Source organism: Actinomyces marseillensis (genome assembly GCF_900155605.1).
Lineage (GTDB): Bacteria > Actinomycetota > Actinomycetes > Actinomycetales > Actinomycetaceae > Pauljensenia > Pauljensenia marseillensis.
Map to the genome: position 1 here is coordinate 1,687,734 of NZ_LT707420.1, position 24,375 is coordinate 1,712,108.

General features: G+C 57.5%; 19 protein-coding genes and 1 tRNA gene. 4 read left to right on the forward strand and 16 right to left on the reverse strand.

The window, feature by feature from the left end; all coding sequences use genetic code 11:
• Positions 1 to 80: 80 nt before the first annotated feature.
• Both BQ8011_RS07465 and pepN read left to right on the forward strand, forming a co-directional pair.
• Complete coding sequence (locus tag BQ8011_RS07465; RefSeq protein ID WP_072456042.1) at positions 81 to 2,045, forward strand: M13 family metallopeptidase; 1,965 nt, start codon at positions 81 to 83, stop codon at positions 2,043 to 2,045.
• Between the two features lie 143 nt (positions 2,046 to 2,188).
• Positions 2,189 to 4,744, forward strand: coding sequence for an aminopeptidase N (pepN, locus tag BQ8011_RS07470; protein ID WP_072456044.1), 2,556 nt, complete (start codon positions 2,189 to 2,191; stop codon positions 4,742 to 4,744).
• A 96-nt stretch (positions 4,745 to 4,840) separates the two neighbouring features.
• On the opposite strand, the gene BQ8011_RS07475 is transcribed toward pepN, so the two are convergent.
• Complete coding sequence (locus BQ8011_RS07475) at positions 4,841 to 6,091, reverse strand: MFS transporter (RefSeq protein ID WP_072456046.1); 1,251 nt, start codon at positions 6,089 to 6,091, stop codon at positions 4,841 to 4,843.
• A 172-nt stretch (positions 6,092 to 6,263) separates the two neighbouring features.
• Here BQ8011_RS07475 and BQ8011_RS07480 point away from each other — a divergent pair, with 172 nt between their 5' ends.
• Together BQ8011_RS07480 and BQ8011_RS09030 are read left to right on the forward strand one after the other, a co-directional pair.
• Complete coding sequence (locus BQ8011_RS07480) at positions 6,264 to 8,285, forward strand: OPT family oligopeptide transporter (RefSeq protein WP_072456048.1); 2,022 nt, start codon at positions 6,264 to 6,266, stop codon at positions 8,283 to 8,285.
• A gap of 478 nt (positions 8,286 to 8,763) precedes the next feature.
• Positions 8,764 to 8,928, forward strand: coding sequence for a carbohydrate-binding protein (locus BQ8011_RS09030; protein ID WP_157884993.1), 165 nt, complete (start codon positions 8,764 to 8,766; stop codon positions 8,926 to 8,928).
• Between the two features lie 71 nt (positions 8,929 to 8,999).
• On the opposite strand, the gene BQ8011_RS07490 is transcribed toward BQ8011_RS09030, so the two are convergent.
• From BQ8011_RS07490 to BQ8011_RS07560, 15 genes are all read right to left on the reverse strand, one after another.
• Positions 9,000 to 10,010 carry a LacI family DNA-binding transcriptional regulator gene (locus BQ8011_RS07490; protein WP_072456052.1) on the reverse strand — a complete coding sequence of 337 codons (1,011 nt, stop codon included), beginning with the start codon at positions 10,008 to 10,010 and terminating at the stop codon, positions 9,000 to 9,002.
• 45 nt (positions 10,011 to 10,055) lie between these two features.
• On the reverse strand, positions 10,056 to 10,682 hold the full coding sequence (locus BQ8011_RS07495) for a 2'-5' RNA ligase family protein (RefSeq protein ID WP_072456054.1): 627 nt from the start codon (positions 10,680 to 10,682) through the stop codon (positions 10,056 to 10,058).
• An 11-nt stretch (positions 10,683 to 10,693) separates the two neighbouring features.
• Positions 10,694 to 11,827 carry an ABC transporter ATP-binding protein gene (locus tag BQ8011_RS07500; RefSeq protein ID WP_072456056.1) on the reverse strand — a complete coding sequence of 378 codons (1,134 nt, stop codon included), beginning with the start codon at positions 11,825 to 11,827 and terminating at the stop codon, positions 10,694 to 10,696.
• The gene (locus BQ8011_RS07505; protein ID WP_072456058.1) at positions 11,824 to 13,512 is read right to left on the reverse strand and encodes an ABC transporter permease; all 1,689 of its coding nucleotides are present in this window, start codon (positions 13,510 to 13,512) and stop codon (positions 11,824 to 11,826) included. The genes BQ8011_RS07500 and BQ8011_RS07505 overlap by 4 nt, the downstream gene beginning before the upstream one ends.
• 82 nt (positions 13,513 to 13,594) lie before the next feature.
• Entirely contained in the window at positions 13,595 to 14,647 is a 1,053-nt protein-coding gene (locus tag BQ8011_RS07510; protein WP_072456060.1) for an ABC transporter substrate-binding protein, read from the reverse strand.
• A gap of 301 nt (positions 14,648 to 14,948) precedes the next feature.
• Positions 14,949 to 15,021, reverse strand: a tRNA-Ala gene (locus BQ8011_RS07515).
• Positions 15,022 to 15,124: 103 nt separating this feature from the next.
• Positions 15,125 to 15,904, reverse strand: a complete 780-nt coding sequence (locus tag BQ8011_RS07520; RefSeq protein WP_072456062.1) for a histidine phosphatase family protein — start codon at positions 15,902 to 15,904, stop codon at positions 15,125 to 15,127.
• Positions 15,901 to 16,323 carry a ribosome silencing factor gene (gene rsfS / locus BQ8011_RS07525; protein ID WP_072456064.1) on the reverse strand — a complete coding sequence of 141 codons (423 nt, stop codon included), beginning with the start codon at positions 16,321 to 16,323 and terminating at the stop codon, positions 15,901 to 15,903. Before rsfS ends, BQ8011_RS07520 begins: the two co-directional genes overlap by 4 nt.
• Before the next feature lie 83 nt (positions 16,324 to 16,406).
• On the reverse strand, positions 16,407 to 17,027 hold the full coding sequence (gene nadD, locus BQ8011_RS07530; protein WP_072456066.1) for a nicotinate-nucleotide adenylyltransferase: 621 nt from the start codon (positions 17,025 to 17,027) through the stop codon (positions 16,407 to 16,409).
• An 11-nt stretch (positions 17,028 to 17,038) separates the two neighbouring features.
• Positions 17,039 to 18,319, reverse strand: coding sequence for a glutamate-5-semialdehyde dehydrogenase (locus BQ8011_RS07535; RefSeq protein ID WP_072456068.1), 1,281 nt, complete (start codon positions 18,317 to 18,319; stop codon positions 17,039 to 17,041).
• Between the two features lie 2 nt (positions 18,320 to 18,321).
• Positions 18,322 to 19,431 (reverse strand): glutamate 5-kinase, encoded by a 1,110-nt coding sequence (gene proB / locus BQ8011_RS07540; RefSeq protein WP_072456070.1) that lies wholly within the window; start codon positions 19,429 to 19,431, stop codon positions 18,322 to 18,324.
• Complete coding sequence (gene obgE, locus BQ8011_RS07545; protein ID WP_072456072.1) at positions 19,432 to 20,955, reverse strand: GTPase ObgE; 1,524 nt, start codon at positions 20,953 to 20,955, stop codon at positions 19,432 to 19,434.
• Between the two features lie 100 nt (positions 20,956 to 21,055).
• Positions 21,056 to 21,316: a 50S ribosomal protein L27 gene (gene rpmA, locus BQ8011_RS07550; protein WP_009748005.1), complete on the reverse strand. Its 261-nt coding sequence runs from the start codon at positions 21,314 to 21,316 to the stop codon at positions 21,056 to 21,058.
• A gap of 29 nt (positions 21,317 to 21,345) precedes the next feature.
• A complete protein-coding gene (rplU, locus tag BQ8011_RS07555) occupies positions 21,346 to 21,666 on the reverse strand; it encodes a 50S ribosomal protein L21 (protein ID WP_034501582.1) in 321 nt (106 codons plus the stop codon).
• A 175-nt stretch (positions 21,667 to 21,841) separates the two neighbouring features.
• Complete coding sequence (locus BQ8011_RS07560) at positions 21,842 to 24,334, reverse strand: Rne/Rng family ribonuclease (RefSeq protein WP_072456074.1); 2,493 nt, start codon at positions 24,332 to 24,334, stop codon at positions 21,842 to 21,844.
• Positions 24,335 to 24,375 lie beyond the last annotated feature (41 nt).

The window sequence follows — 24,375 nt, forward strand, 5'->3', positions numbered from 1 at the left end:
TGTAATCATTCACAGCGAACTTAGGCCTTCCTAAGAAATCGGGCGTGCGCCACATACTAGCCGCAACGTACAGTGTCTTTATGACTGAAGAGCAGACTTACCGTCCACAGGACGATTTCTACCGCTACACCAACGGCGAGTGGCTTGCAACCCACGAGATTCCCGCAGACCGCCCCATGCACGGAACCTTCCATGAGCTTCTTGATCAATCTGAGCTGTGGGAAAAAGCGATCGCAGAAGACGCAGCCGCCAATAAAATCCCCGGTCACAACGCGGAATTGATCGCCCATTTATACGGAATATTTATGGATGAGGATGCTGCCAACGAGGCAGGTTTCTCCCCCATCTCCGACAAACTCACACGCCTTCGAGCAGTAGCGAGCCACGACGAACTCGCGACGCTTATGGGAACCTTCCGCTACGAGGGAATCGCTGGCCTCTTTGGAAGTTACGTCGGTACCGATGCACACAATTCCAGTCAGCACATGCTCGACTTGTACCAGGGCGGTCTCTCTCTTCCAGACGAGGCCTACTACCGCGAGGAACAGCATCGCGAAGTTCTCGAAGCATGGGAAGCCTACGTCGCCAAGCTTTTTACTCTGGTCGGATTCAATGAAGAAGATGCCGTTTCTCACGCGCGAGCCGTGCGTGAATTCGAAACACAAGTTGCTTCCTTCCACCGCGATGCGGTGTCGAACCGCGATCCTCTCTTAGCCGACCACCCCATGACTTGGGCTGAATTGTGCGAAAACTACCCTTCGTTCCCATGGGACCTGTGGGCGAAGGCCGCAAAGCTTCCCTTGGAAAAGGTTGAGACGCTCAACGTGTCGCATCCGGAGTTTTTTGAGGGCGCAGCGCAGCTGTGGAAAAACACTGATCTCGAAGTCCTCAAGATGTGGATGGAACACTCACTCGTCGACGAGTACGCTTCCTTGCTCTCCGAAGACTTCGTCAATGCCTCCTTCGAGTTCCACGGACGAACTCTTTCAGGAACTCAAGAGCTGCGCCCTCGATGGAAGCGCGGCCTTTCCTTGGTCTCTTCTCTCCTTGGCGAGGCCATGGGTGAAATTTGGGTTTCCCGCCATTTCCCGCCCGCCAATAAAGAGATCATGGATAGTCTCGTCCGCAGCCTTCTCGACGCCTATGAGCAGGCGCTCACCCACTGCGAGTGGATGGGCGAAGAAACCCGCGCTCAAGCACTGAAGAAGCTCAGCACCTTTACTCCCAAGATCGGCTACCCCGATCAATGGATCGACTATTCATCCTTACACTTCGATTCAGACTCCCTGGTCGCAACCGTCGAGGCAGCAACGCGCTTCCACGTTCAACGTCGTTGGAATAAACTCGGCGGCCCCGTCGATCGAAGTGAATGGCACATGACGCCTCAAACTGTCAATGCCTACTACGACCCGACGATGAACGAAATCGTCTTCCCCGCTGCGATCTTGCAAGCACCATTCTTCGATCCAGAGGCTGATGATGCCTCAAACTTCGGCGCTATCGGCGCAGTAATCGGACACGAAATCGGACACGGTTTTGACGATCAAGGTTCGCGCTTCGATGCGGAAGGCAACTTGGAGAATTGGTGGACCGAAGAAGATCGGGAACGTTTCGAGGAACGCACCAAGCGCCTCGTCGATCAATACGACGCACTGACCCCACGGGATCTCCAAGGGGAAGAACCCCCGCTCCATGTCAATGGAGCGCTCACCTTGGGCGAGAACATTGGTGACTTGGCGGGGCTTTCCATCGCGTGGCAGGCCTATGTTGCTCGACTTGCACAGAAGGGACTTACCCCACAATCGGCCACTGAAATCGACGGACAAAGCGCAGCACAGCGCTTCTTCACCGCGTGGGCTCGCGGATGGAGGACGGCGATCCGCCGCGAGTACGCCAAACAGCTCCTGAGTATCGATCCTCACTCCCCCGCAGAATTCCGCTGCAATCAGATCGTTGCGAATATGGACCCCTTCGCCGAGGCCTACGATGTGGCCCCCGGGGACACTCTGTGGATTGCCCCCGAAGAGCGCGTCCATATCTGGTAGCCACGACAACCAAGGTTTCAATTCGATACAACAATTGCCCTTGTGGCGCGGCAAGGTTCGCGCCACAAGGGCAAACATGTAAAAATTAAGACGTTTACGCGCATCCGCGCGTCCTGATCGTCAACACAATCGGAAGGTGAGCAATGCCTGGCCTGAACCTGACGCGCGAGGAAGCCATCCAGCGTGCAGACGTGATCCGCGTGGATCACTATGACGTCGAACTCGACCTCACGCGCGGAGACAAGGACTTCTTTTCGCGCACAACCGTGACATTCAGCGCAACCGAAGGAGAAACAACCTTCGCGGACTTGGTGTCGAACAATGTTCACTCGATCGTCCTCAACGGTGAGAGCTTGGATCCGTTCATCCACCAAGATCACCGCATTGCCCTTCCGCAACTTGCTGCACACAATACCCTGACGGTCGAGGCTGACTGCCAGTACATGCACACCGGTGAGGGTCTCCACCGTTTCGTCGATCCGGCCGACTCTCAGGCCTATTGCTACTCCCAGTTCGAAGTTCCGGACGCGCGTCGCGTATTCACCACTTTCGAACAGCCCGATCTGAAGGCAACCTTCACCTTTACGGTGACGGTACCCGCCGGATGGAAGGTCTTCTCGAACTCGGCGACTCCCGAACCCGAGATGAACGACTCCTCGTGGACCTACCGTTTCGAAGAGACCGAACGTATCTCGACCTACATCACCGCGATTATCGCCGGACCCTACCAGGGCGTGACCGACTCGCTGGTTTCCAGCGATGGTCGTACGATTCCTCTGGGTGTTTGGTGCCGCGCATCGCTGCTTGATTCTCTGGATTCCGATCGAATCTTGGATATCACACGCGCGGGATTCACTTTCTTTGAGGATGCTTACGGTATTCCTTACCCCTTCAAGACCTACGACCAGATCTTCGTTCCCGAGTACAACGCTGGCGCAATGGAAAACGCAGGCTGCGTGACTTTCCGTGATCAGTACATCTTCCGTACTCGTCCCACAACCGCTGACCTTGAAGCTCGTGCGAATACGATTCTCCACGAACTTGCTCATATGTGGTTCGGCGACTTGGTCACCATGAAGTGGTGGAATGACCTGTGGCTCAACGAATCCTTCGCTGAGTTCATGAGCCACTTGGCTCTTGCAGAGGCCACCGAATACACCGAAGGCTGGACCGGCTTCATGCTCCGCAAGGACTGGGGCATGAACCAGGATCAGCTTCCGACTACTCACCCGATCACCGCCGAGATCCGAGATCTTGCCGATGTTGAAGTGAACTTCGATGGCATTACCTATGCGAAGGGCGCCTCTGTCCTGCGTCAGTTGGTCACATACGTCGGTCGTGAGCACTTCTTTGCCGGCCTGCATGAGTACCTGACGAAGCATTCCTACTCGAACGCAACTCTGGCAGACCTCTTGGGCGAGCTGGAAAAGGCATCGGGTCGAGATCTCAAGCAGTGGTCGCGCGTGTGGCTTGAAGAAGCCGGCATCACCTCGCTGCGTCCGCAGATCGACGTCTATGACAACGGCGCCATCACCCAGCTCAAGGTCATTCAGGAGCCCTTCTCCGAGGGTTCGTCACTGCGCCCCCACCGCCTCATTGTTTCGGGATACAGCCAGGCAGAGGATGGATCGATCGAGCGCGTCTTCAGCCAAGAACTCGACGTCGATGGTTCCTCGACCGTTGTCTCCGAGGCAACTGGCATCGCACGCCCCGATCTCATTCTGATTAACGATCAGGACCTGGCATACGCGAAGGTTCGTCTGGATGCGCAGTCCTTGGACTTTGCAATCCGCAACATCGCTCGCTTTGAGGATTCTTTGACTCGCGGCGTGATCTTGGCGTCAGCTTGGGACATGACCCGCGATGGCGAAATGCCTGCGCGCGATTACCTGATGCTCCTCCTCAGTGCCCTGCCCGCAGAGCGCAACGCAACCATGCTGCGACTGTACCTGCGCCACCTCGACCAGGCACTCGAAACCTACGTTGCACCCGCGCGTCGTCGTGCACTGCAAGAGCGCGTTGCCTCGGCGCTGCTGATCATGGCGCGCACCGCCAGTGCCCACTCCGACGAGCAACAGCTCTTCGTCCGCGAGCTCGCGCACTGCGCAATTCTCCCCGAGCACTTCGCGGCAGTGCACGGCCTGTACGAGGGTACCGAAACCCTCATGGGACTCGACCTCGACGTCGACCTGCGTTGGACACTGCTCACCGCGCTTGTCCGGGGTGGTTTTGCCGGCGAGGCAGAGATTGCAGCCCTTGAAGCGGAAGACGACACGATGACCGGTCATCAAAAGGCGGCGGCTGCGCGTGCCGCGGTCGGCGACGTTTCTGTCAAGCAGCAGGTCTGGGACGCGGTTCTTCGAGACACCTCAATCCCGAACGATACCCGTTGGGCAATGGTCTCCGGATTCTGGGCACAGGCTCGTACGGCTCCCGAAATGTACGTTCCTGTCGTTGCCGATTACTTCGATTCCCTCCAGCAGATCTGGAGCGACCACACCTTCCACATTGCAGAGGACATCGTCACTTTGATGTTCCCGAAGGCCCTCGCCGGCTACGTGGACGGCCTTGATTTGGTTGCGCAGGGAATGCGTTGGATTCAGTCGCACCAGGATGCATCCGCTGCTTTGATTCGACTCCTGCGTGAGCAGATTTCAACGACCGAGCGCATGCTCGGCGCCCAGGCGGCTGACGCCTGATACAGGATTCATCGATTGGGGGCTGCCACTTCGGCAGCCCCCAATTTTTGTATTCACAGGCGACGACGACGCCCACTCTTTGTTCGTGAAGTGAATCTACTCGCCGACTACGGCAAGTTCATCATCGATTATTCCCGTTCCAGATCCGACGTAGGTCGTCACTCCCATGAGTAGGCCCGTGAGCGCCATCGCCAACAAAGGAATAGTCTCACTTCCGAGGGATTGGAGGAGAATACCGAAACCGATAGGGCCAAGGGCAGCAATCAGGTAGCCAATGGGTTGCACCAAGGCTGAAAGTTCGGCCGTCACAGCTGCGTCGCGAGACCGGGCAGGAATGAGGGCGATGATGAGGGGAAAGGTGAATCCCCCGATTGCCAACAAGGACACCCAGAGAAATGCGAAAGACCCGGGCACCAGCACCAAACCGATCCAGCCGACGAATGTCAGCAGACCGAAAATAATGGAAAGCCATGGGATATGCGTCCCCATGTGGTCAATCATGAAGGGAATGACCAGGCCACCAAGGACTGCCCACAAATTCACAAGAGCTGTCATGATGGACGCAAATCCAGCAGAGTAGCCGGCATTCATCAAAATTTGCGGGAGAAATGCAAATTGAACATAAGCATTCAATGCTTGAAGTCCGAATCCGAGGACCAAGGCAATTGCAGTCCTCGAGTGATAGATCGGGCGCCGCTTGGTCGCATTAGAGGAGGAAGTTTCCGTACTTCGGGTGCCTCCATCGGGAGAATCTCGACGAACAAGACCGCTGATCTTGATCCAAATTGCCCCTGCGATAACAGCAAAAATCGCCCAACTCGCCAGTGAAGACCGCCAGAGCTGGCCATCATGACCAGAAAGCGGCACGGCGAACGCAGAACCTGCCGCTCCTCCGATCAGCAGGACCGTTCCGTATGTGGTGATGAGTAGCGTTCGTCGTCCGGCCTCGTGGAATTTAATCCATGCAGGGACAAGGACGTTCGCAAGGGCTGGGCCGATGAGCGCAATGACGCTCAGAAGACAAAAGAGCGTAAAGTTGCCCGCCCAGGGACGCACAAGCAAGCCGAGGCCACTGAGTGCAGTACCCGTAGTCAGCACAGCGCTCATCCCCCAACGCTTTGAGAGGGGAACAGCGAGAAGTCCAACACCAGCGAAGACAAGGCAGGGAAGAGCAGAGAGGACTCCAAGGGCCCCCTCTCGAGCCGAATAGGCCTGAGAGATCGTAGACAGAAGCGGCCCGGTCGAGGTCGCTCCAGAGCGCATAGTTAAACTCATGGCAAGGATGCCGACGAATGCCAGGGAAGTTGAAACCGCGGCACGCGAATATGATTTTTGCTGCGCTGTCATTATTTTCCTGTGTTCTTCACTTCATTTTCGACTCTGGTCAGCAGATTTTCCCAAATTGCGACCATACATTGAACGGGATTTTCATAAGGCGCTTAGACTGTCAATCACTACAAGGACCGACACATATGACCGCAGGGTGCGGCCGATGCGTCAGCACACGGAAAGGATTCACGTGTCTACGCCCGCAACGAGCTCACGCTCGTCACTTAAGGAATTGACCTTCCGAGGAATTGTCATCGGTGGAATTATTACTTTGGTTTTCACCGCCGCGAACGTCTACCTGGGATTGAAAGTTGGATTGACTTTCGCAACCTCCATCCCGGCAGCCGTCATTTCCATGGCAATTCTACGATTTTTCTCGGATCACACTATCCAAGAAAACAACATTGTCCAAACAATTGCTTCCGCTGCCGGAACGCTTTCCGCAGTAATCTTCATCCTCCCCGGTCTGGTGATTGTCGGCTGGTGGAGCGGATTCCCCTACTGGACAACAATGGCTGTATGCGCGGTCGGCGGCATCTTGGGTGTTATGTACTCGATCCCCTTGCGCCGCGCATTGGTTACGGGTTCGGACCTTCCCTACCCCGAAGGTGTTGCCGGAGCAGAAATCCTCAAGGTTGGTGACTCCCACGAGAAGTCAGCCGATAACAGCCTTGGTTTACGCGCAATTATTTGGGGGGCAATCTGCTCTGCCGCAATGTCCTTGCTGTCCTACATGAAGGTTGCGGCCTCGTCCCTGTCAGCAACCTTCCGTGTAGGTGCAGGTGCAACCTCGATTGGTACCTCGCTCTCGCTGGCACTGATCGGCGTCGGTCACCTGGTGGGATTGACTGTCGGCATTGCCATGCTCATCGGCATGTTCGTCAGTTTCTTCATCTTGATCCCCTACTTCAGTGTCGGGCAGCTTGACGGTTCACCACTGTCTGACGTTGTCGACACGGTCTTTTCTAGCCAGGTGCGTTACATCGGCGCCGGCGTCATGGCCGTCGCGGCAATCTGGACTCTTGTCAAGATCATCTCCCCCATCATCAAGGGAATCCGTGACGCCATGCGTTCTTCTCGCACCCGTCACGCGGGCGGCGAACTCGACCAGACTGAACGCGATATTCCGATTACCATCGTCGCTCTGGTGATTGTTCTGTCGATGATTCCCGTGGGCGGTTTGCTGTGGATCTTCACCCACGGCACCGAGATTGCTCACAATACAGCGATGCTCATCGCTGTTTCTGTGATCTTCACTCTGCTCGCAGGACTCTTGGTCGCCGCAGTGTGCGGTTACATGGCCGGCCTCATCGGCTCGTCAAATAGCCCCGTTTCAGGCGTGGGTATTTTGGTCGTAGTCTTGACCGCTCTGGCAATCGTTGCCGTTCACGGACACGGTTCTTCCAGCGCGGAAACCACTGCCCTCATCGCCTACACCCTCTTTACCGCCGCGATTGTCTTCTGTATTGCGACGATCTCGAATGATAACCTGCAGGACCTCAAGACCGGTCAGCTCGTGGGTGCAACCCCCTGGAAGCAGCAGGTCGCGCTGGTCATCGGTGTTGTTTTTGGTGCTCTGATCATTCCCCCGGTCTTGAACCTCATGCAGAACGCTTTCGGTTTCCAGGGAGCTCCTGGAGCAGGTCAAGATGCACTTGCAGCCCCGCAGGCCTCTCTGATTTCTTCGCTGGCTCAAGGCGTCGTGGGCGGCACTCAAGACTGGAGCCTCTTGGGTCTGGGAGCAATCATCGGCGTGGGTATCATCATCGTCGATGAGCTTCTCAAGCTGAGCTCGAAGGGCCGCTTTGCCCTTCCGCCTCTCGCGGTCGGCATGGGCATGTACCTCCCCGCTTCTTTGACGATTATGATCCCCGTTGGCGGCGTCATCGGTTTCTTCTACGACCGTTGGTCCGCAAAGCGCAAGGATCCCGAGCGCGCACGTCGAATGGGTACGCTCTTGGCGACCGGTCTGATCGTCGGCGAAAGCCTTTTCGGCGTGATCTACGCAGGCATTGTTGGCGCCACAGGAAGCGAAGAACCGCTTGCCGTTGTGGGCGATTCCTTCGCAACGCCAGCGACCTTCATTGGTGCGGTCTTCTTCTTCGGTTCAATCTTTGCGCTGTACCGTTGGACAAGCGGCATGGTTTCGCGTACAGATAGTGCTCCTGCCACTGACGAGGCAGCGGCTGAGGAAGCACTCGACGTGCACTAAGTCCTCACCTACTTTCAGGGGGAGCCGGATCGAATCCGGCTCCCCTCGGCTCTATCCGAACACGCTACTGCCTAAGATGACTTCTTATCATCACCTGCGCGTGTTCAAGTTCCCTTCCTATATACAAAAATCCGCTGGATGATCAAACATCCAGCGAGTAACCTCACGGGACTCACTTGATCTGCGCATGCTTCGTCATGGCGGTATCAGCATTCATATTTCCCGCACTCCTCTCCCCTGCGAAGATCACACGGGAACGTTATTTGAAGCCGAGTTGTCTCATACGTCTGGGCAGGCATCGATCTCCCCGTGCCCCGGCTGTTCAGGCGGTCGCAAAGTAGGAAATCTGGGAAGTAACGGCGCAATCACTTTTCCGAATATCTCGGTAGACCCGGCAGGAATTTACACACTGTCAGTCGGATACCTCTCTGAAGATCCTCGCTCTTTCCTGCTACGCGTCAACGACCGCAATATTGTGGTGACACCTCCACGTTCCGGAAAAGGAAATGACGGGCAGCCCAGCGGATGGGAAATCGTCCGAACCGTTGATATCCCAGTCGAACTCCACTCCGGTACAAATACTGTGACCATCTCAGGGAACACCCCATGGGCTCCTGATATTGATCGAGTGATTGTTCGCTAGCGACGTCTGTGGGTGGAGGAGAAAGCTATAGATCCCCTCCACCCACAGTCCGTTTTCACGAGAAAAGATCCCTATTTGACCTCAGGAGGGCTCCCCAGAGTTCCTCCTTCGATGAACTCTCCGGGCACCAGGATCGAGGCGTTGCGCGCCTCGGAACCGGCTAGGCGTTCCTGCGCGAGCAGCACGGTCTGCCTCGCCAATTCACGCACCGGTTGTGCAACCGTCGTCAGGTTCAAAAGCGGTGAAGAATACGGACCGGTCGCGTCAAAGCCCGTCACCGACACCTGCTCCGGGCAGGCAATCCCTCGCGACGCCAAGTGTTCCAAAATTTTCACCGCAATCAGATCACTTCCCGCAATGACCGCAGTACACCCGGCATCAATCGCCCGGTCAATGCCATCGAAAAGATCCTCACCGTAGTCGCTGTGAGACGTCACGATATGTGGCTGGACGCCGTCGACAACCAGCTGGGTAATGAAGGTTGCGGTACGGGCATGCAGGGTGGCCGCGAGGGGGTGGCTGGTGGCGGTGACAGCAACTTTCCGGTGTCCACAGGCCACAACCTTTTGCGCCAGCATCGCTTCATACGCGGGATCGATGCGCACGGAATCAAATTCAGGGCGGGTTTCCCCACAGCCGATAGTAATGAGCGGGACGAAGGAAGCCGCATACTGCATGGCCTCGTTCGATACTCGACCAGAAGCAACGATAACCACGCCCACCCCGTGTCCCACGAGGTTGTTAATGGCCTGCATCTGGCCTTCTTCGCTGTCACCTCCGGCGGTAATCAGGAGTTCTAACCCGAGTTCGTCGGTGTGCGCTTGGAGTTCTTCTGCAACTTTCCCATAGAAGCTGTGTCCAACGTTGCGCACCAAAAGGCCGACAGTGGTGGTGCTGGAACTGGCGATCCCAGCAGCACCGAGGTTTCGCACATATCCGAGGCGGGCGGCAGCTTGGCGCACAGCGACGCGCGCTTGGGAACTGACGGCGGGATGCCCAGAAAGTGCGCGGCTGGCAGTCGCCTGCGACACTCCCGCTGCTTGAGCCACATCAATGATGCTGGCTCGTTTCTTTCTGGGCATCCTCGAACATCCGTCTTTCAGTGAGTGGTGGGGTATTCCCCGACGTCAGCGCGGGGTTCCGACCGTCCAAGTATATAGAGGACGGAAGGAAAAAACACCGGCCTCTTGGTCTTGATCGACTTCGACAAGAGCGATCTGTGAGCACTCCATCGAATTGTCGGTTTTCAGAGCATGAAGAGCATCAGCAAGCGCCCGATCCTCTTCGCTACTCGTCCCCGCAACCGCATAGGCCAGGCTGAAATGGGGGCCAAACGGCGGATCCGTGAGCGCCTCCCCCAGCCCCGCGTCAACGATGCTGTCACGCACAGCGTCGATCAGCCTCGTAAATGAGGGGTTCTCTGGGGAAATCACTTCCACTGCCCGTTCCTGGACGGCCGGCGGAGCGAAGGTCAACGTGAAGGGGTCGATCTGCGCCATGCGACGATCCATCTGCGAGCGCAGTTTCTCCCATTGGGCGTCACTGATCTCGTCTCGATACAGATCGAGGCGTTGCACCGTCACGTGGATGCACTCCGGCGGTTGGATACCGATCTGTGGGAGCGCTGACAGGGGTTTTTCCGCCTCGCGCACCAAGTCCCACAGGGGGGAATCCTCGGGGGGCGCGAGGTAGAAGTGGAGCGCACCATTTCCTCGGCGCCACCGCGTATCCTCACGATCAAAAAAGCGTCGCATGGTTCCGACCTTTATTTCTCCGAGGAATCCGCGGGAATCACCCACAGGGACTCGCGCGAGATCACACAGGTGACCTTCTCTCCGGCAGTATGAAGTTCATTCATGCCGTGAGAACGGCCTTCGAGGGTGCCCGCCGCGGTGTCCAGGACGTAGGTGTTGACCGAGCCGTCGAAGGCTGCGGAGCGCACTGTGGCTTCCAGAGCCACGTCTCTGCCCTCCCCTGCCTGCTCGTTCCCGGGTGCATACAGGCCGACCTCGGTGTTTTCTGCTCGGACGACCAACTCCACGTGATCGCCAACACCAAGTCCGGGGACTCCCGCGGTGTCCAGATCACCCAGCGGGGTGGCCACCAGGTAGCGGTCGCCTCGTACCTCACTAACCGTGCCGGCCACGAAGGATGCAGTTCCCATGAAGGAGGCCACGAATCGGTTCACCGGGCGATGGTAGATTTCACGCGGCTCCCCGACCTGCTCGATGGTGCCCGCGCTCATCACCACGATCATGTCGGACATGGTGAGAGCCTCGGACTGGTCGTGGGTCACGAAGATCGCGGTAAGTCCCAGACGCTGTTGGAGTGCACGGATTTCGCTGCGCATGCGCAGACGCAGGCGCGCATCCAGGTTCGAGAGGGGTTCGTCGAAGAGGATGATCTTCGGTTCCATGACGAGTGCTCGCGCCAGGGCAACGCGCTGCTGCTGGCCTCCGGACAGCTGATGCGGGTAGCGGTGAGCGTACTGTTCGATCCCCATGAGCGCCAGACCGTCAGCGATCCGCCGCTCACGTTCTGCGGCGGGGAGCTTCTGGTAGTTCAGACCGAATCCCACGTTGTCTTTCACCGTCAGGTGTGGGAAGAGCGCGTAGGACTGGAACACCATTGACATGGGGCGCTTTTCGGGCGGGACAGACACCAGGGACTGGCCGTCCAGGGTGATTTCGCCTTCTGTGACGTCCTCAAATCCGGCGATCATACGTAGGGTCGTGGTCTTCCCACAGCCGGACGGTCCCAGGAAGGTCACGAATTTTCCGGCCTCAATGTCGAGGTTGATGCTGTCAACAGCTCGGTGCTGCCCCTGCTTGGCATCGTAGATTTTGGTGACAGAGCGCAGCTGGAGTGCGCCTGCCTGCGTGTGGTGTTCAGTCGTCATTTCACTACCGTCCTGGTGGAGCGATTCAGTCGGTTAACAAGAAGGTTGGCGATCATCAAGATGATGAGCACGAGGCCGATGAGGAGGGTGCAGTAGGCGAAGGCGTGGCCGAAACGCCCGGCATCAACCTCGTCCAAGATCTGGGAGGTCATCACCTTGGTTTGAGGCGTCGTAATGAAGATGATCGCGGTGATCATGGTCATGGACTTGGTGATGCCGTAGGTGACGGCGGTGACGATGCCGGAACGCACCAGCGGAAGTGTCACTTTCACCAGGGTGGACACCTGGCTGGCTCCCAGGGATCGTGCGGCTTCTTCCACCTGCGGGTTGATCTGTTTGAGCGCGGAAATACAGGCCTGCTGGCCGGTGGGGATGGCGCGCGCAATGTAGACCAGGATGATGGCGATGGCACCGCTTCCGACGGCCAAGCCACCTGCCAGAGTGGGCAGAATCTGTTTGCCGAACAGCCACGTGGGGTTGGAGTAGGCCAGGGCGAATCCCAGACCGAGGACGGTGCCGGGGATTGCTATACCGAGCATGCCCCAGAAATCCAAGATTTTACCGATCTTCGGGAACTTGCGGACGACCAACCACGCAATAATCAGCGCCATGACGGCTGCGATCGGAGCGGCGACCAGGGTCATCGACAGCGTTGTGACAATTGCGGAGGATCCCAGGCGCTGGACGTACCAGAAGTGTTCCATCGTGAAGGTGTTGTCAACGCCGAGGATCTTGACGAAGCTTCCCACGAAGAGCGTCGTGTAGACGACGATGACGAAGACGATCCACCCGTAGACGGGGATGAGCATGGGGATCTTGACGCTGGACGCAGTGACCTCTTTGAGGGAGCCCACGGGCTTACCGGTCACGGTGATCACAGACTTACGGTTCGACCAGTATTTCTGAACGGCGAACACCGTGAGTGCGGGCAGGAGCAGCACCAGGGCAACTCCTGCGGCACTTGCGATGTCACCGCTTCCTGCGACGGCAAAGTAAATCTGACTGGCCAGCACTCGGAAGTCACCGCCCAGTACCAGGGGGTTCGCCAGGTCAGCGATGCCTTCAACGAAAAGCACAAGGAAGGAGGCCAGCATTGCGGGAACCACCATGGGGATGGTGACTTTCACCAGCGTACTCAGCGGCTTCGCTCCGAGGGTGGCGGATGCTTCGAACAGGGAGTTGTCGAAGTTTTCCATCATGCCGCGGATATTAAGGTAGGCCACGGGCGCGAAGGTCAGGGAGAGCACGATGACCAGACCCACCAGGCCGTAGATGTTGTTCTCGATGCCGAAGATTCCGTAGGTGATGATGCCGCGCTTACCGAACAGGGTGATGATGGCGGTGGCCGTCGCAAAGGGCGGGGAAATCGTGGGCAGGAGGGTCACCCAGTGCAGGAGCTTCTTCCCGGGGAAGGTGAGGAACACTTGGGCGAATGCGGTGACGAATCCGATGAAGGTTCCGACAATTCCGACGCACAGTCCCAGCACCAGGGTGTTCACCAGAGTGTCGACGTTGGCGCCGAAGGATTGGGTGATAGCTGCCAGCCCGCGTGCGGACACGCCGATACCGATGAGTTTGGCAACGGGGATTCCCAGGAGGAGAATCAGCCCGATAACGGTCACCGTGGTGATGAGGGCGACGGGGATGTCGAGCTGCCGACCTTTACGCAGCTGTGGAATGCTCATAGCTTGTCTCCAATGAAAACGGCAGGAGAGACGCACACAGGGTGCGCGAGTTCCTCAGTGGGTTCTCGCGCACCCTGTGGTCTCACTTGGCGGAGCTTGCTCCGGCGATCTGGCTTTCGAAGATGCCGATGTAGTTGGCGCGAGAGTCAGCTGCCTTGCGTACATCCCAGTCCACGTGCTTCACGACGTCCTGCTTGGGGACGTTCGGACCGACCTTGGCGTCGGGCAGGGTGGGTGCTGCGAAGGAGGGGACGTCCGCGTAGAGATCCTGAGCCTTGGTGGTCAGCAACCAGTCCATGTAGGCCTTGGCGCCTTCGGGGTTGCGTGCACCCGCGAGGACGGAGACTGCGCCCACTTCGTAGCCGGTGCCTTCCGAGGGGTAGGTGGTGACCAGGTCGGAATATCCGGCCTTGTTGGCCTTTTCGCAGTCGGAGTCGAGGGCGATGGCAACGGCCACCTCACCGCGTCCGGCCTGTTCGGTACCGGTTGCTGCGGACTTGGAGAACTGCATGATGTTGGGAACCAGTTCCTTGAAGTAGGAAACGGTCTTCTCCTGGTCGCCGTTATTCAGGGTGGCGACAGTGTACATGGCCATGTAGCCAACGCCTGCGGTGGCAGGGTGCGGCATGGCAATGCGCCCCTTGAATTCGGGCTTGAGCAGGTCCTGCCAGGAGGTGGGAGCCTGTGCGCCGATGCGTTCGAGTTCCTTCTTGTTGGAGCAGAACGCAATGGAGTCGGTATAGAAGCCGGACCAGATGCCTTCGGCGTTGTTGTACTGCGAGGGCAGTGCAGAGGCGTTCTTTGAGACGTACTTTTCGATCTTGCCCTTGTCGTTGGCGACGAGGTGGTTTTCGGCCTGGCCGCCGGACCAGACGTCGAATTCACCGGGGTTGGTTTCGAGGCGGGCGAGGACTTCGCCGGCACCCAGGCGAACGTAGGTGGCCTTCTGACCGGTTTCCCTGGTGTAGGCGGCGACGATCGCCTGGCAGAAATCTTCCTGCTGGGAGCAGGCAATGTTCAGGGTATCTGCCGAGGCGGAGCCTCCCTGGGTGCTCTGGCCTTCGGGGGCAGAGCAGGCGGCGAGAGAGAGTGCCAGGAGTGCGGCGGGGAGAGCAGCGTAGCGTGCGCGCATCATTGAGCCTTCCGTTGCAATTGTTGTCTATGCACAGTTCGGAGTTGTGGATACGTTTCCACACCGGAGATAGTAGAGCATTTGCGGCAATTTCGTCAACAAATAGGGACTTGTCCCCCAAAGCTTCACCAAATCGTAATCTGCATACGTTTTCATACGGGAAGCAGATTTTCTGATGCCCTTTTCCGAAGAACTCTGGATTCATTCAGGACGCGTATATTCACGCGCGTATTCACACGCACATTGCGGCAACAAAAGAAAAGCGCCACAATCACTGAGATCCTCAGGATTGTGGCGGAGATTGTGGAGCTAAGGGGATTCGAACCCCTGACCTCTTCCATGCCATGGAAGCGCGCTACCAACTGCGCCATAGCCCCAAGGTCGTTGCGATCTCTCGCTCGGACCTGTTAAGAATAGCGGACGAAGTCGCTTGAGGCAAAATTAAGAAGCTGTGCGAGCTGACACATTTGTCCCGTTCAGTTAAGCTCCAAAGACCTCCGGGGCAGCCCCGACGTTGTGCGATGCCAGGCGCCAACGTGCAGCACCCGATGCCCCCGAACCGCCTCCTCCAGCAAGGACAAGTTCAGACCAGTGCACATTATCGACACCGCGAATACAGTCGAAGTCTCGAGGATCCAAACCGATCGTGGACATCACACCACGGGCAATAGCCGCACCGTGAGAAACCGCAACCAAAGTACCGCCTTGAGGAACAGACTCAGCGTGTTCAAGCACGGCCTCACGAACGCGATCTCCCACGACGCCGCCGGGTTCAACCCCAGCGCCCGCGCTCTCCCCCGTCTGGCGCCATTCAAGCAGCCACTGCGGGTATTGCTCTGCAATCTGGTCGAAATCTAGTCCTTCGAAAACACCGTAGGAGCGCTCAAGAAGCCGCTTATCGATCGCGATCTCCCCCACCTCAACACCGAGAGCATCAAGTTCGCGTGCCAAGGCTTGAGCGGTATTCAACGCGCGTTCCAAGGGAGAGGACACAATCCTTACTTCCGAGGCCGACACATAATCGGCGTTCAAACCACCGATACGACCGCCTCCAGCGAGGCGCTTTGCCAAAACTCGCCCACCTTCGAGCGCCTGCTCATGCCCAACACTATTGAGCGGGATATCAATGATCCCCTGAAATCGGTGCTCGACGTTGTAATCGGTTTGTCCGTGACGAAGGAAGACGATCCGACGGGCACCAGTGATGTGCGAATAGCCGGCCACGGCCTCGGCAGAAACTTCAGTTTCCTTGGTGCTCACTCTTCAATCCCCTCAATCACTTGTGCGGGAGTCATGAGCGGCCGCACTGCCCCGGGAGCCACATCGGGAAGTTCAAGACGAGTGATGGTTTGATCCGCCCACAGCCTCTCAAGGGCGTAGAACTCCCGATCTTCTTGGCTCATCACGTGGATCACAACATCGCCATAATCGGCCAGAACCCACGTTCCCTCGCTGCGTCCTTCAATACGTTTGGGAACGACGTGCCAGTCGCGCCCGATCTCATCCATGATTTCTTCAGCAATCGCGCGAACTTGACGCGATGAAGGAGCAGAGACCACCAAGAACGACTCTGCGATCCCGAGACGCTGAGAGACATCAATCAACACAGGATCCTGGGCAAGCTTATTGGCAGCGCCTCGAAGCGCACTTGTGATGAGATCGTCGCTTTGAACGTCCACAGTTATCCTTTCGTTTCTTTCAGTCTGCCATTATCTGGTCCCGCGAGCCACCGAGAGTGCCGGCGGGGCTGGCGCATCACACTTTAGTGCTCGGCGCGATACAGACGGTACTTATTGATGTATTGAACGACGCCATCGGGTACGAGGTACCACACCGGTTTATTCCGCTCGACGCGCCTTCTACAGTCTGTCGAGGAGATCGCCATTGCCGGAACTTCCAGCAAAGATACGGAGGATGCGGGGAGTTTCTTCGCATCAAGGACGTGCCCGGGCCGCGTCACCCCAATGAAATGGGCCATTTCGAAGAGGGAATCAACGTCTTTCCACTGAACGATCTGCGTCAGAGCATCGGCTCCCGTAATGAAGTAGAAATCTGCATCCGGATAGATGCCTTTGAGATCACGCAGAGTATCGATCGTGTAGGTCGTTCCACCGCGGTCGATATCGACCCGGGAGACCGAGAAACGCGGGTTCGATGCAGTTGCAATCACCGTCATCAAATAGCGATGTTCCGCGGGAGTAACCCTCCTACCCGCTTTGAAGGGCTGCATTGCGGTGGGAACGAAAATAACCTCATCGAGTTGGAAGACATCCATAACCTCGGATGCAGCTACGAGGTGCCCGTGGTGGATGGGGTCAAAGGTGCCGCCCATGATCCCGATTGAGCGTCGGATTTTTCCCGAGGCCGCGTCCAGAGTAGGCATACTCCCCTCCCTTACTTTCGTACCGCGCCGTCGCCTTCAATAATCCACTGGCTGGTTGTCAGTTCAGCCAATCCCATTGGGCCTCGCGCGTGAAGCTTTTGGGTCGAGATGCCAATCTCGGCACCCAAGCCCAGCTGGCCGCCATCGGTGAAACGTGTCGAGGCGTTGATCGCGACAGCCGCGCTATCAATGTTGGAGCGGAAGAAGTGTGCTGCCTTCAGAGAGGGAGTGCAGATCGCCTCGGTATGACCAGAAGAGTATGTGCGGATATGCTCAACTGCTTCTTCGATTGAGTCAACAACGCGCACGGCCAAGTCCATCGAGAGGTACTCTGTTGCCCAGTCTTCTTCCGTTGCCGCGCAGATCAACTGTGAACTGACTAAATCGCCCACAGCAGCGCACTCACGGGTCGCTTCATCGGCGTGAATCGTCACTCCCGCGGCAGTGAGTTGTTCAAGAGCAAGGGGGAGGAAAGAAGCGACCATATCACGGTGAACCAGAAGGGTTTCTGCAGCGTTACAGACGCCGACCCTTTGGGTCTTCGCGTTCATGATGATGGCCAGCGCAGCTTGAACATCAGCACCGCTATCAACATAGACGTGGCAGTTTCCAGTTCCCGTTTCAATAACCGGGACGGTGGATTCTTCGACGACAGCGCGGATCAGGCCCGCGCCGCCTCGGGGAATAAGAACGTCGATGCCACCGCGTGCGCGCATCATCGCACGTGCACCCTCACGTCCCCAAGAATCAACAGTCTGGACCAAGTCTGCCGAGAATCCACACGATTCAATCGCGCGACGAATAACCTTGACAAGAGTCTCATTTGTCGAAAGAGCGGCGCTTCCACCGCGAAGAATCACGGCATTACCCGATTTAAGAGCAAGGATAGAAGCATCAACAGTCACGTTGGGACGCGCCTCGTAGATCATACCGACAACGCCCATCGGAACGCGGATCTGGGAAACACGCAAACCATCCTCGGTGCAGCCCCCACGAATGATTGTCCCAACCGGATCTTCAAGGCCAACCACGTCGAGAACGGACTGCGCGATAGAGCGCACGCGGCAGTCATCAAGACGCAGACGATCGACGAGGCCAGCAGCCATCCCCTTGTCGAGTGCGCGCTCACAATCGCGTGCATTCGATTCAAGAATCTCTTCCGAGTCAGCGATCAGAGCGGCAGATATGGCACGCAATAGAGCGTTACGCTGCGCACTCGAAGAAGTGGCAAGTTTACGCTGAGCGCGGCGCGCATGGTCGGTCAGCTCAAAAATATCCAGTTCGTTACTCACGTTTACTCCTGAACAAGAACGGCAAGATCGTCGCGGTGAACAGCCGGACGCATATGTTCCTTCTGTTTGTCTTCCTGCTTATGGCCCATGAGCTTGGCCAAGCTATCTGAGTCGTAGCGGGAGATCCCTCGAGCAATCAATCCACTGTCATCCACAATATCGATGACTTCTCCCGCCGAAAAGACCCCGAGGACGTCAGTAATACCCGCAGGAAGAAGAGACTTCTTTCCCCGAGTAATCGCGCGGCGTGCGCCGGCATCGATGAGTATCTGTCCCGCTGAGGGAGCAACGTGGGCGATCCATAAGGTTCGCGAGGCCGGTCGGTTTCTCGTGGGTTCAAACCACGTTCCGACCGGTTGTCCGTCAAGAACCTCGTTCAAACGATCTGCGCTGGTGAGGATCACGCCGATTCCCCCGTGCTGGGCCATGGAGGCTGCATGGAGCTTTGTTGCCATTCCGCCTGTCCCCACGCTGGAACCAGCTCCGCGCACGTCGATTCCACCAAGTTCATCGGTTGCATAAACCTCGGTGATCAAACGAGCCCCGGGCTGCGAGGGAGGCGCCGTATACAGTCCATCAACGTCTGTCAGCAAGACCAAGACATCCGCGCCAACCATCTGTGCAACGTATGCCGCAAGCCGATCATTATCACCAAAACGCACTTCCCGAGTCGTCACCGCGTCATTTTCATTGATGATCGGCACGACCCCAAAAGCAAGGAGTTTATCGAGCGCAGACATTGCATTCGTATAGTGCTCGCGCTGCATGACGTCGGCTGCGGTGAGCAAAATCTGCGCGACGTGGAGGTGGTGAGCTTGGAAAGCGGATGACCAACGCGCCATGAGATAACCCTGGCCCATTGCCGCGGCTGCCTGGACGCTTGCTAAATCCTTAGGACGCGAGGAGAGTCCAAGAGGCTCAAGGCCCGCTGCAACGGCGCCCGAAGAGACGATCAGGATCTCGCAGCCTCGCCGCGCTTTGGCAGAAACGAGTCTGGCGACAGAATCGATTCGATTGAGGTCAAGTCCGCCATCTTCACGGGTGAGTGAAGAAGAACCGATTTTGACAACAATTCGGCGCGCCTGCTGCACCGCGATGTGCCTTGGAGTCATTTAGCGCTCATCCTCCGGATCAGTCCATACGCCGGTCGAACGCTCGGTCCACAGTTCTTCTCGTGCCGCAGACTTCGCGTCCATCATTTCGCGATAACGCTCACGACGCTGAGCCGTTGTCCGGCGCTCGTTGCGATCAAGCCTGAGATCAGTGCCTCGCTGTCCGAGTAGTTCCGGTCCGGTCGTCAGCGTGGGTTCCCAATCAAAGATCACTCCCCCGTCGAGGCGACCGATGACGACGGTATCGCCGGCGTGAGCACCCGCCTTCATCAGCTGATCTTCGACCCCTGCTCCCGCGAGGCGATCGGCAAGGTAGCCCACGGCCTCGTCGTTGGAGAAGTCGGTTTGCAACACCCAGCGTTCAGGCTTGGTTCCACGAATCTGGTAGACGAGCTCACCGGCATGTTCGACCGCGCGCACCGTGATTTCGTCCTTGCTTCCCACCGGACGAGGCCGCAGAACCTGACGTGCGGATTCAATCTGGGGTAGCTTGGAGCGGTGCTCGTCAACAAGGGATGCGAGCGCAAAAGAAAGCTCTTTGAGGCCCTCGTGGGTCACTGCAGAAACTGCGAAAATCGGCCAGCCGAAGACCTCGAGATCCGGGCGAACGATATCGACAAGATCGCGACCATCGGGAATATCGATCTTGTTGAGGACAATGACGCGGGGGCGCTGCATGAGGGGAACATAGCCTTCAATTTCGCCCAGATCGCCCTCATATGCGGCCAATTCGGCTTCGATTGTTCGAAGGTCAGAAACGGGATCACGATCGACTTCGAAAGTTGCGGTATCGAGAATGTGCACAATGACAGCGCAGCGTTCGATATGACGCAAGAAGTCCAATCCCAGCCCCTTACCGCTGGAAGCCCCGGGAATGAGTCCTGGAACATCGGCAACGGTGTAGCGAGAATCCCCTGCTTGGACAACCCCAAGATTGGGCACAAGCGTCGTGAAAGGATAGTCGGCAATCTTGGGGCGCGCGGCAGACATCGCCGCAATCAGTGAGGATTTACCAGCCGAGGGGTAGCCGACGAGGGCGACATCGGCAACAGACTTGAGTTCAAGAACAACATTGTGTTCTTCCCCGGGCTCTCCAAGGAGAGCAAAACCCGGAGCCTTACGCTTTTTCGAGGCGAGCGCCGCGTTGCCTAGGCCTCCTCGGCCTCCTTCGGCAATAACGAATCGACTTCCAGCGCCGGTGAGGTCAGCAAGCAGCTCACCGCGCTTTGACTTGACGACAGTGCCGTCTGGAACCGGGAGGATTGTGTCCGCGCCGTTCCTTCCTTGGCGGAAGTCTCCCATGCCTTGAGTGCCGTTTTCCGCTCTCTGGTGGGGATTACGGTGATAGGTCAGAAGAGTGGTCACCTGTGGGTCTACTTCGAGGATCACGGAACCGCCGTTACCGCCGTTACCGCCATCAGGCCCGCCCAGTGGCTTAAATTTCTCGCGCTTAACCGAGGCGACACCGTGGCCGCCGTTGCCTCCTTGGGCGAAAATCGTTACTCGATCGACAAAGCTTGCCACTGTGGTGTCCCCCGTCTTGACCAGTGCGCACCAGCGCGAATCAGGATAGTGAAAAGGGGCATCCGGCCTTGTGCCGGACGCCCCCAATCAGCGGTCGGTCTCAGGCAGAGACCGGCTCAACGATGTTGACAACCCTACGGTCACGACGGGTTGCGAACTCAACCGCACCCGCGCGCAGCGCGAAGAGGGTGTCGTCCTTGCCACGACCAACGCCCTCACCGGGGTGGAAGTGGGTGCCGCGCTGACGAACGATGATTTCGCCGGCGTTGACCAGCTGGCCGCCGTAACGCTTGACGCCCAGTCGCTGGGCGTTCGAGTCGCGGCCGTTGCGGGAGGAGCCAAGGCCCTTCTTATGTGCCATCTCGACGTCTACTTTCTATATCGAACGGTTCAGGCGATCTCAGTGATCTTAATAACCGAGAGCTTCTGGCGGTGGCCCTGACGCTTACGGTAACCGGTCTTGTTCTTGTACTTAATAATGGAGATCTTCGGGCCCTTAGCAGAGTCAACAACCTCTGCCTTGACCGTGACCTTCTCCAGTGCGCTGGGCTCGACGGTGATTGCATCGCCATCGACCAGCATCAAAGGCTGGAGTTCGATGCTGGCACCAATTTCATCTGCCAGCTTGTCGACGACGACGACGTCACCGACGGACACCTTTTCCTGCCGGCCGCCGGCCTTGACGATCGCGTAGACCACGTTGAAGCTCATCTCTTCTCGAAAACTTGGACGGACTTGGCTTCCACGTTCGAACAACGTTCCTCTTCAAGAAACACTAAGCCCGTTGGCGCTCGTTGCGCCGACGATCAAATTTAGCTGAAAATCGACTCTCAAGCAAACCGCTAGAGCGAAAACTTTCAGAATTTGGGTGTGTGCTTGGGCACTGTTACTGTTCTTCGCCCGGCGCAGCGGGTGCACTGACAGCGACCCGACGCCGCCGATAGCGCTTGATGGGGGCGCTGTCTTCGGAGCGTGCAGGTACATCGATCACAATGTCTTGGACACTGTGGACTGCAGCAACAGGGGCAGCCGGCTCAGGAAGATCAAGATGAACCGTGACTGGTTCACTTGCCTCGATCACTGCACGACGCCTGCGGCTTCGCCCCGGACGTGCTGGTTTTTCCCTAGTCCGCGACGAGGCAGTCGGCGGCTGCACACTTCCGCTTTCTTCCGTGCGCTCGGAGTCGCTTGCGAACTGGTCGGGAGTATTCTGCGCTACAGGTGCCACCTCAGGCTTTTCTTCAGGCGTAGAGACCTCGGCACTTTCTTCCGTTTGAGGACGCGTTGCCCGGCGAGAGCGGCGTGGGCGCTTTACCGACGCGGCGTTTACCCCAGACTGCTCATCCGCTGAAGAGTCCGCCTTCGGCGTGGATACTTCAGCCTCGTGAGCGCCGGAATCAGAGTCCTTTGCCAAAGGTTGTTCGCTGTGAGCACCTGATTCCTGGTGGGATGAGGAATCATCGCGCACAGTCGCCGCAGCGATCGCAGTGAGCGCTTCTCGAGCGCGTTCATGTTCGGGAGATTCCTCGACCCGGGCGCGGGCTTGCGCCTTCTTCGAGCGCTTCGGCGCCTCCTCAACGGCACCTTGGATTTCAACGGGGTGCTGGTGAACAATGAAACCGCGACCTTCACACGCCTCGCAGGTGGTCGAGAAGGCCTCAACGAGCCCCTCCCCCACACGCTTACGCGTCATCTGCACCAAACCAAGAGAAGTAATCTCGGTGACCTGGTGACGAGTTCGATCACGTCCCAAGCATTCAACCAAGCGACGCAGAACCAAATCTCGGTTAGATTCCAAGACCATATCAACGAAGTCGATGATGACGATGCCACCGATATCGCGCAGCCGCAGCTGACGGACGATCTCTTCTGCGGCCTCGAGATTGTTGCGCGTAACGGTTTCTTCCAAAGTTCCGCCAGCACCGATGAACTTACCGGTATTGACATCGATAACCGTCATTGCCTCGGTTCGGTCAATGATCAAGGTACCGCCACTGGGCAGCCACACCTTGCGATCCATTCCCTTGGCAAGTTGCTCATCCACGCGGTAGGCATGGAAAGCGTCCTCGGTTCCGACCCACTTGTGAACTCGGTCAGAAAGCTCGGGCGAAAGCTCATCAACGTAAGATTTCACCGTCTCATAGGTCTCATGACCTTCAATAATGAGTTCGGAGAAGTCCTCATTGAAGATGTCACGAACAACGCGGACAGCAAGCTCCGGTTCGCCGCGCAGAAGGACCGGCGCGTTCTTCGTCGAGGAAAGCTTGGACTCAATATCGTCCCACTGCTTGCTCAGACGACGAACGTCATCGCGGATCTGTTCTTCACTTGCACCTTCGGCAGCCGTTCGCACAATCACGCCCGCAGAGTCAGGGACGACCTGCTTGAGGATCTTCTTCAAGCGAATACGCTCGCGTTCCGGGAGCTTGCGGGAAATACCCATCATGGAACCACCGGGGATCAAAACCAGGTAGCGCCCCGCCAAGGTGATCTGACTGGTCAGACGCGCGCCCTTGTGCCCGATGGGATCCTTCGTCACCTGAACAAGGACAGGATCGCCTGGTTTAAGAGCAGATTCAATGCGGCGAGGCTTTCCTTCCAAGCCAACAGCATCCCAATTGACTTCGCCTGCATACAGGACCGCATTGCGCCCCTTGCCAATGTCAACGAAGGCAGCTTCCATTGAGGGAAGAACGTTTTGAACGCGTCCCATATAGATATTGCCGACAGCAGTCTTTTGGGTACGGCGCGCAACATAGTGCTCAACCAAGAGGTCGTCTTCGATGATTGCGATCTGATCGAGTCCACCTTGGTCACGAATGACCATCTTCCGGTTCACGGACTCGCGTCGAGCCAAAAACTCAGACTCGGTGATGCGATGATGACGACGCCCTTCGCGGCGCCCTTCTTTACGGCGCTGCTTCTTTGCTTCCAGACGCGTCGAGCCCTTAAGGGCTTGAACTTCATCGTTAACGTCTTGAGCTTCGGATGCGCGTACGCGGCGACGACGGCGACGACGGCTTGTTTCTTCGCCGCCTTCTGCATTTTCTTCGCTTTCCGAAGATTGAGCGTCCTGCGTTACCGCTTCTTTTTCCGAGGCCGGAGCTTCTTCTTCTGTTTCCTTGCGCTTGGTACGACGACGCTTCGTCTGCGCGGGTTCGGCGGAAGCTTCTTCCTCAGCTACCTTCTTGCGCGTACGCGTACGCTTCTTCGGCGTCGCTTCCTCAGTGCTTTCTTCGCTTCGCGCGACGCGGGTGCGCGAACGACGCTGAGATTTTTCTTCACTTTCTTGCTGGGGCACACTTGGCGGTGCGGAAAAAGTCGGTTCCTGGAATGTCGGAGCCTGGAAAAGCAGGGTTGCTGCTGGCGTTTCAGGCATGGCCTCTTCTTTCACAATGTCAGTATGTTGACCGAGCTCGC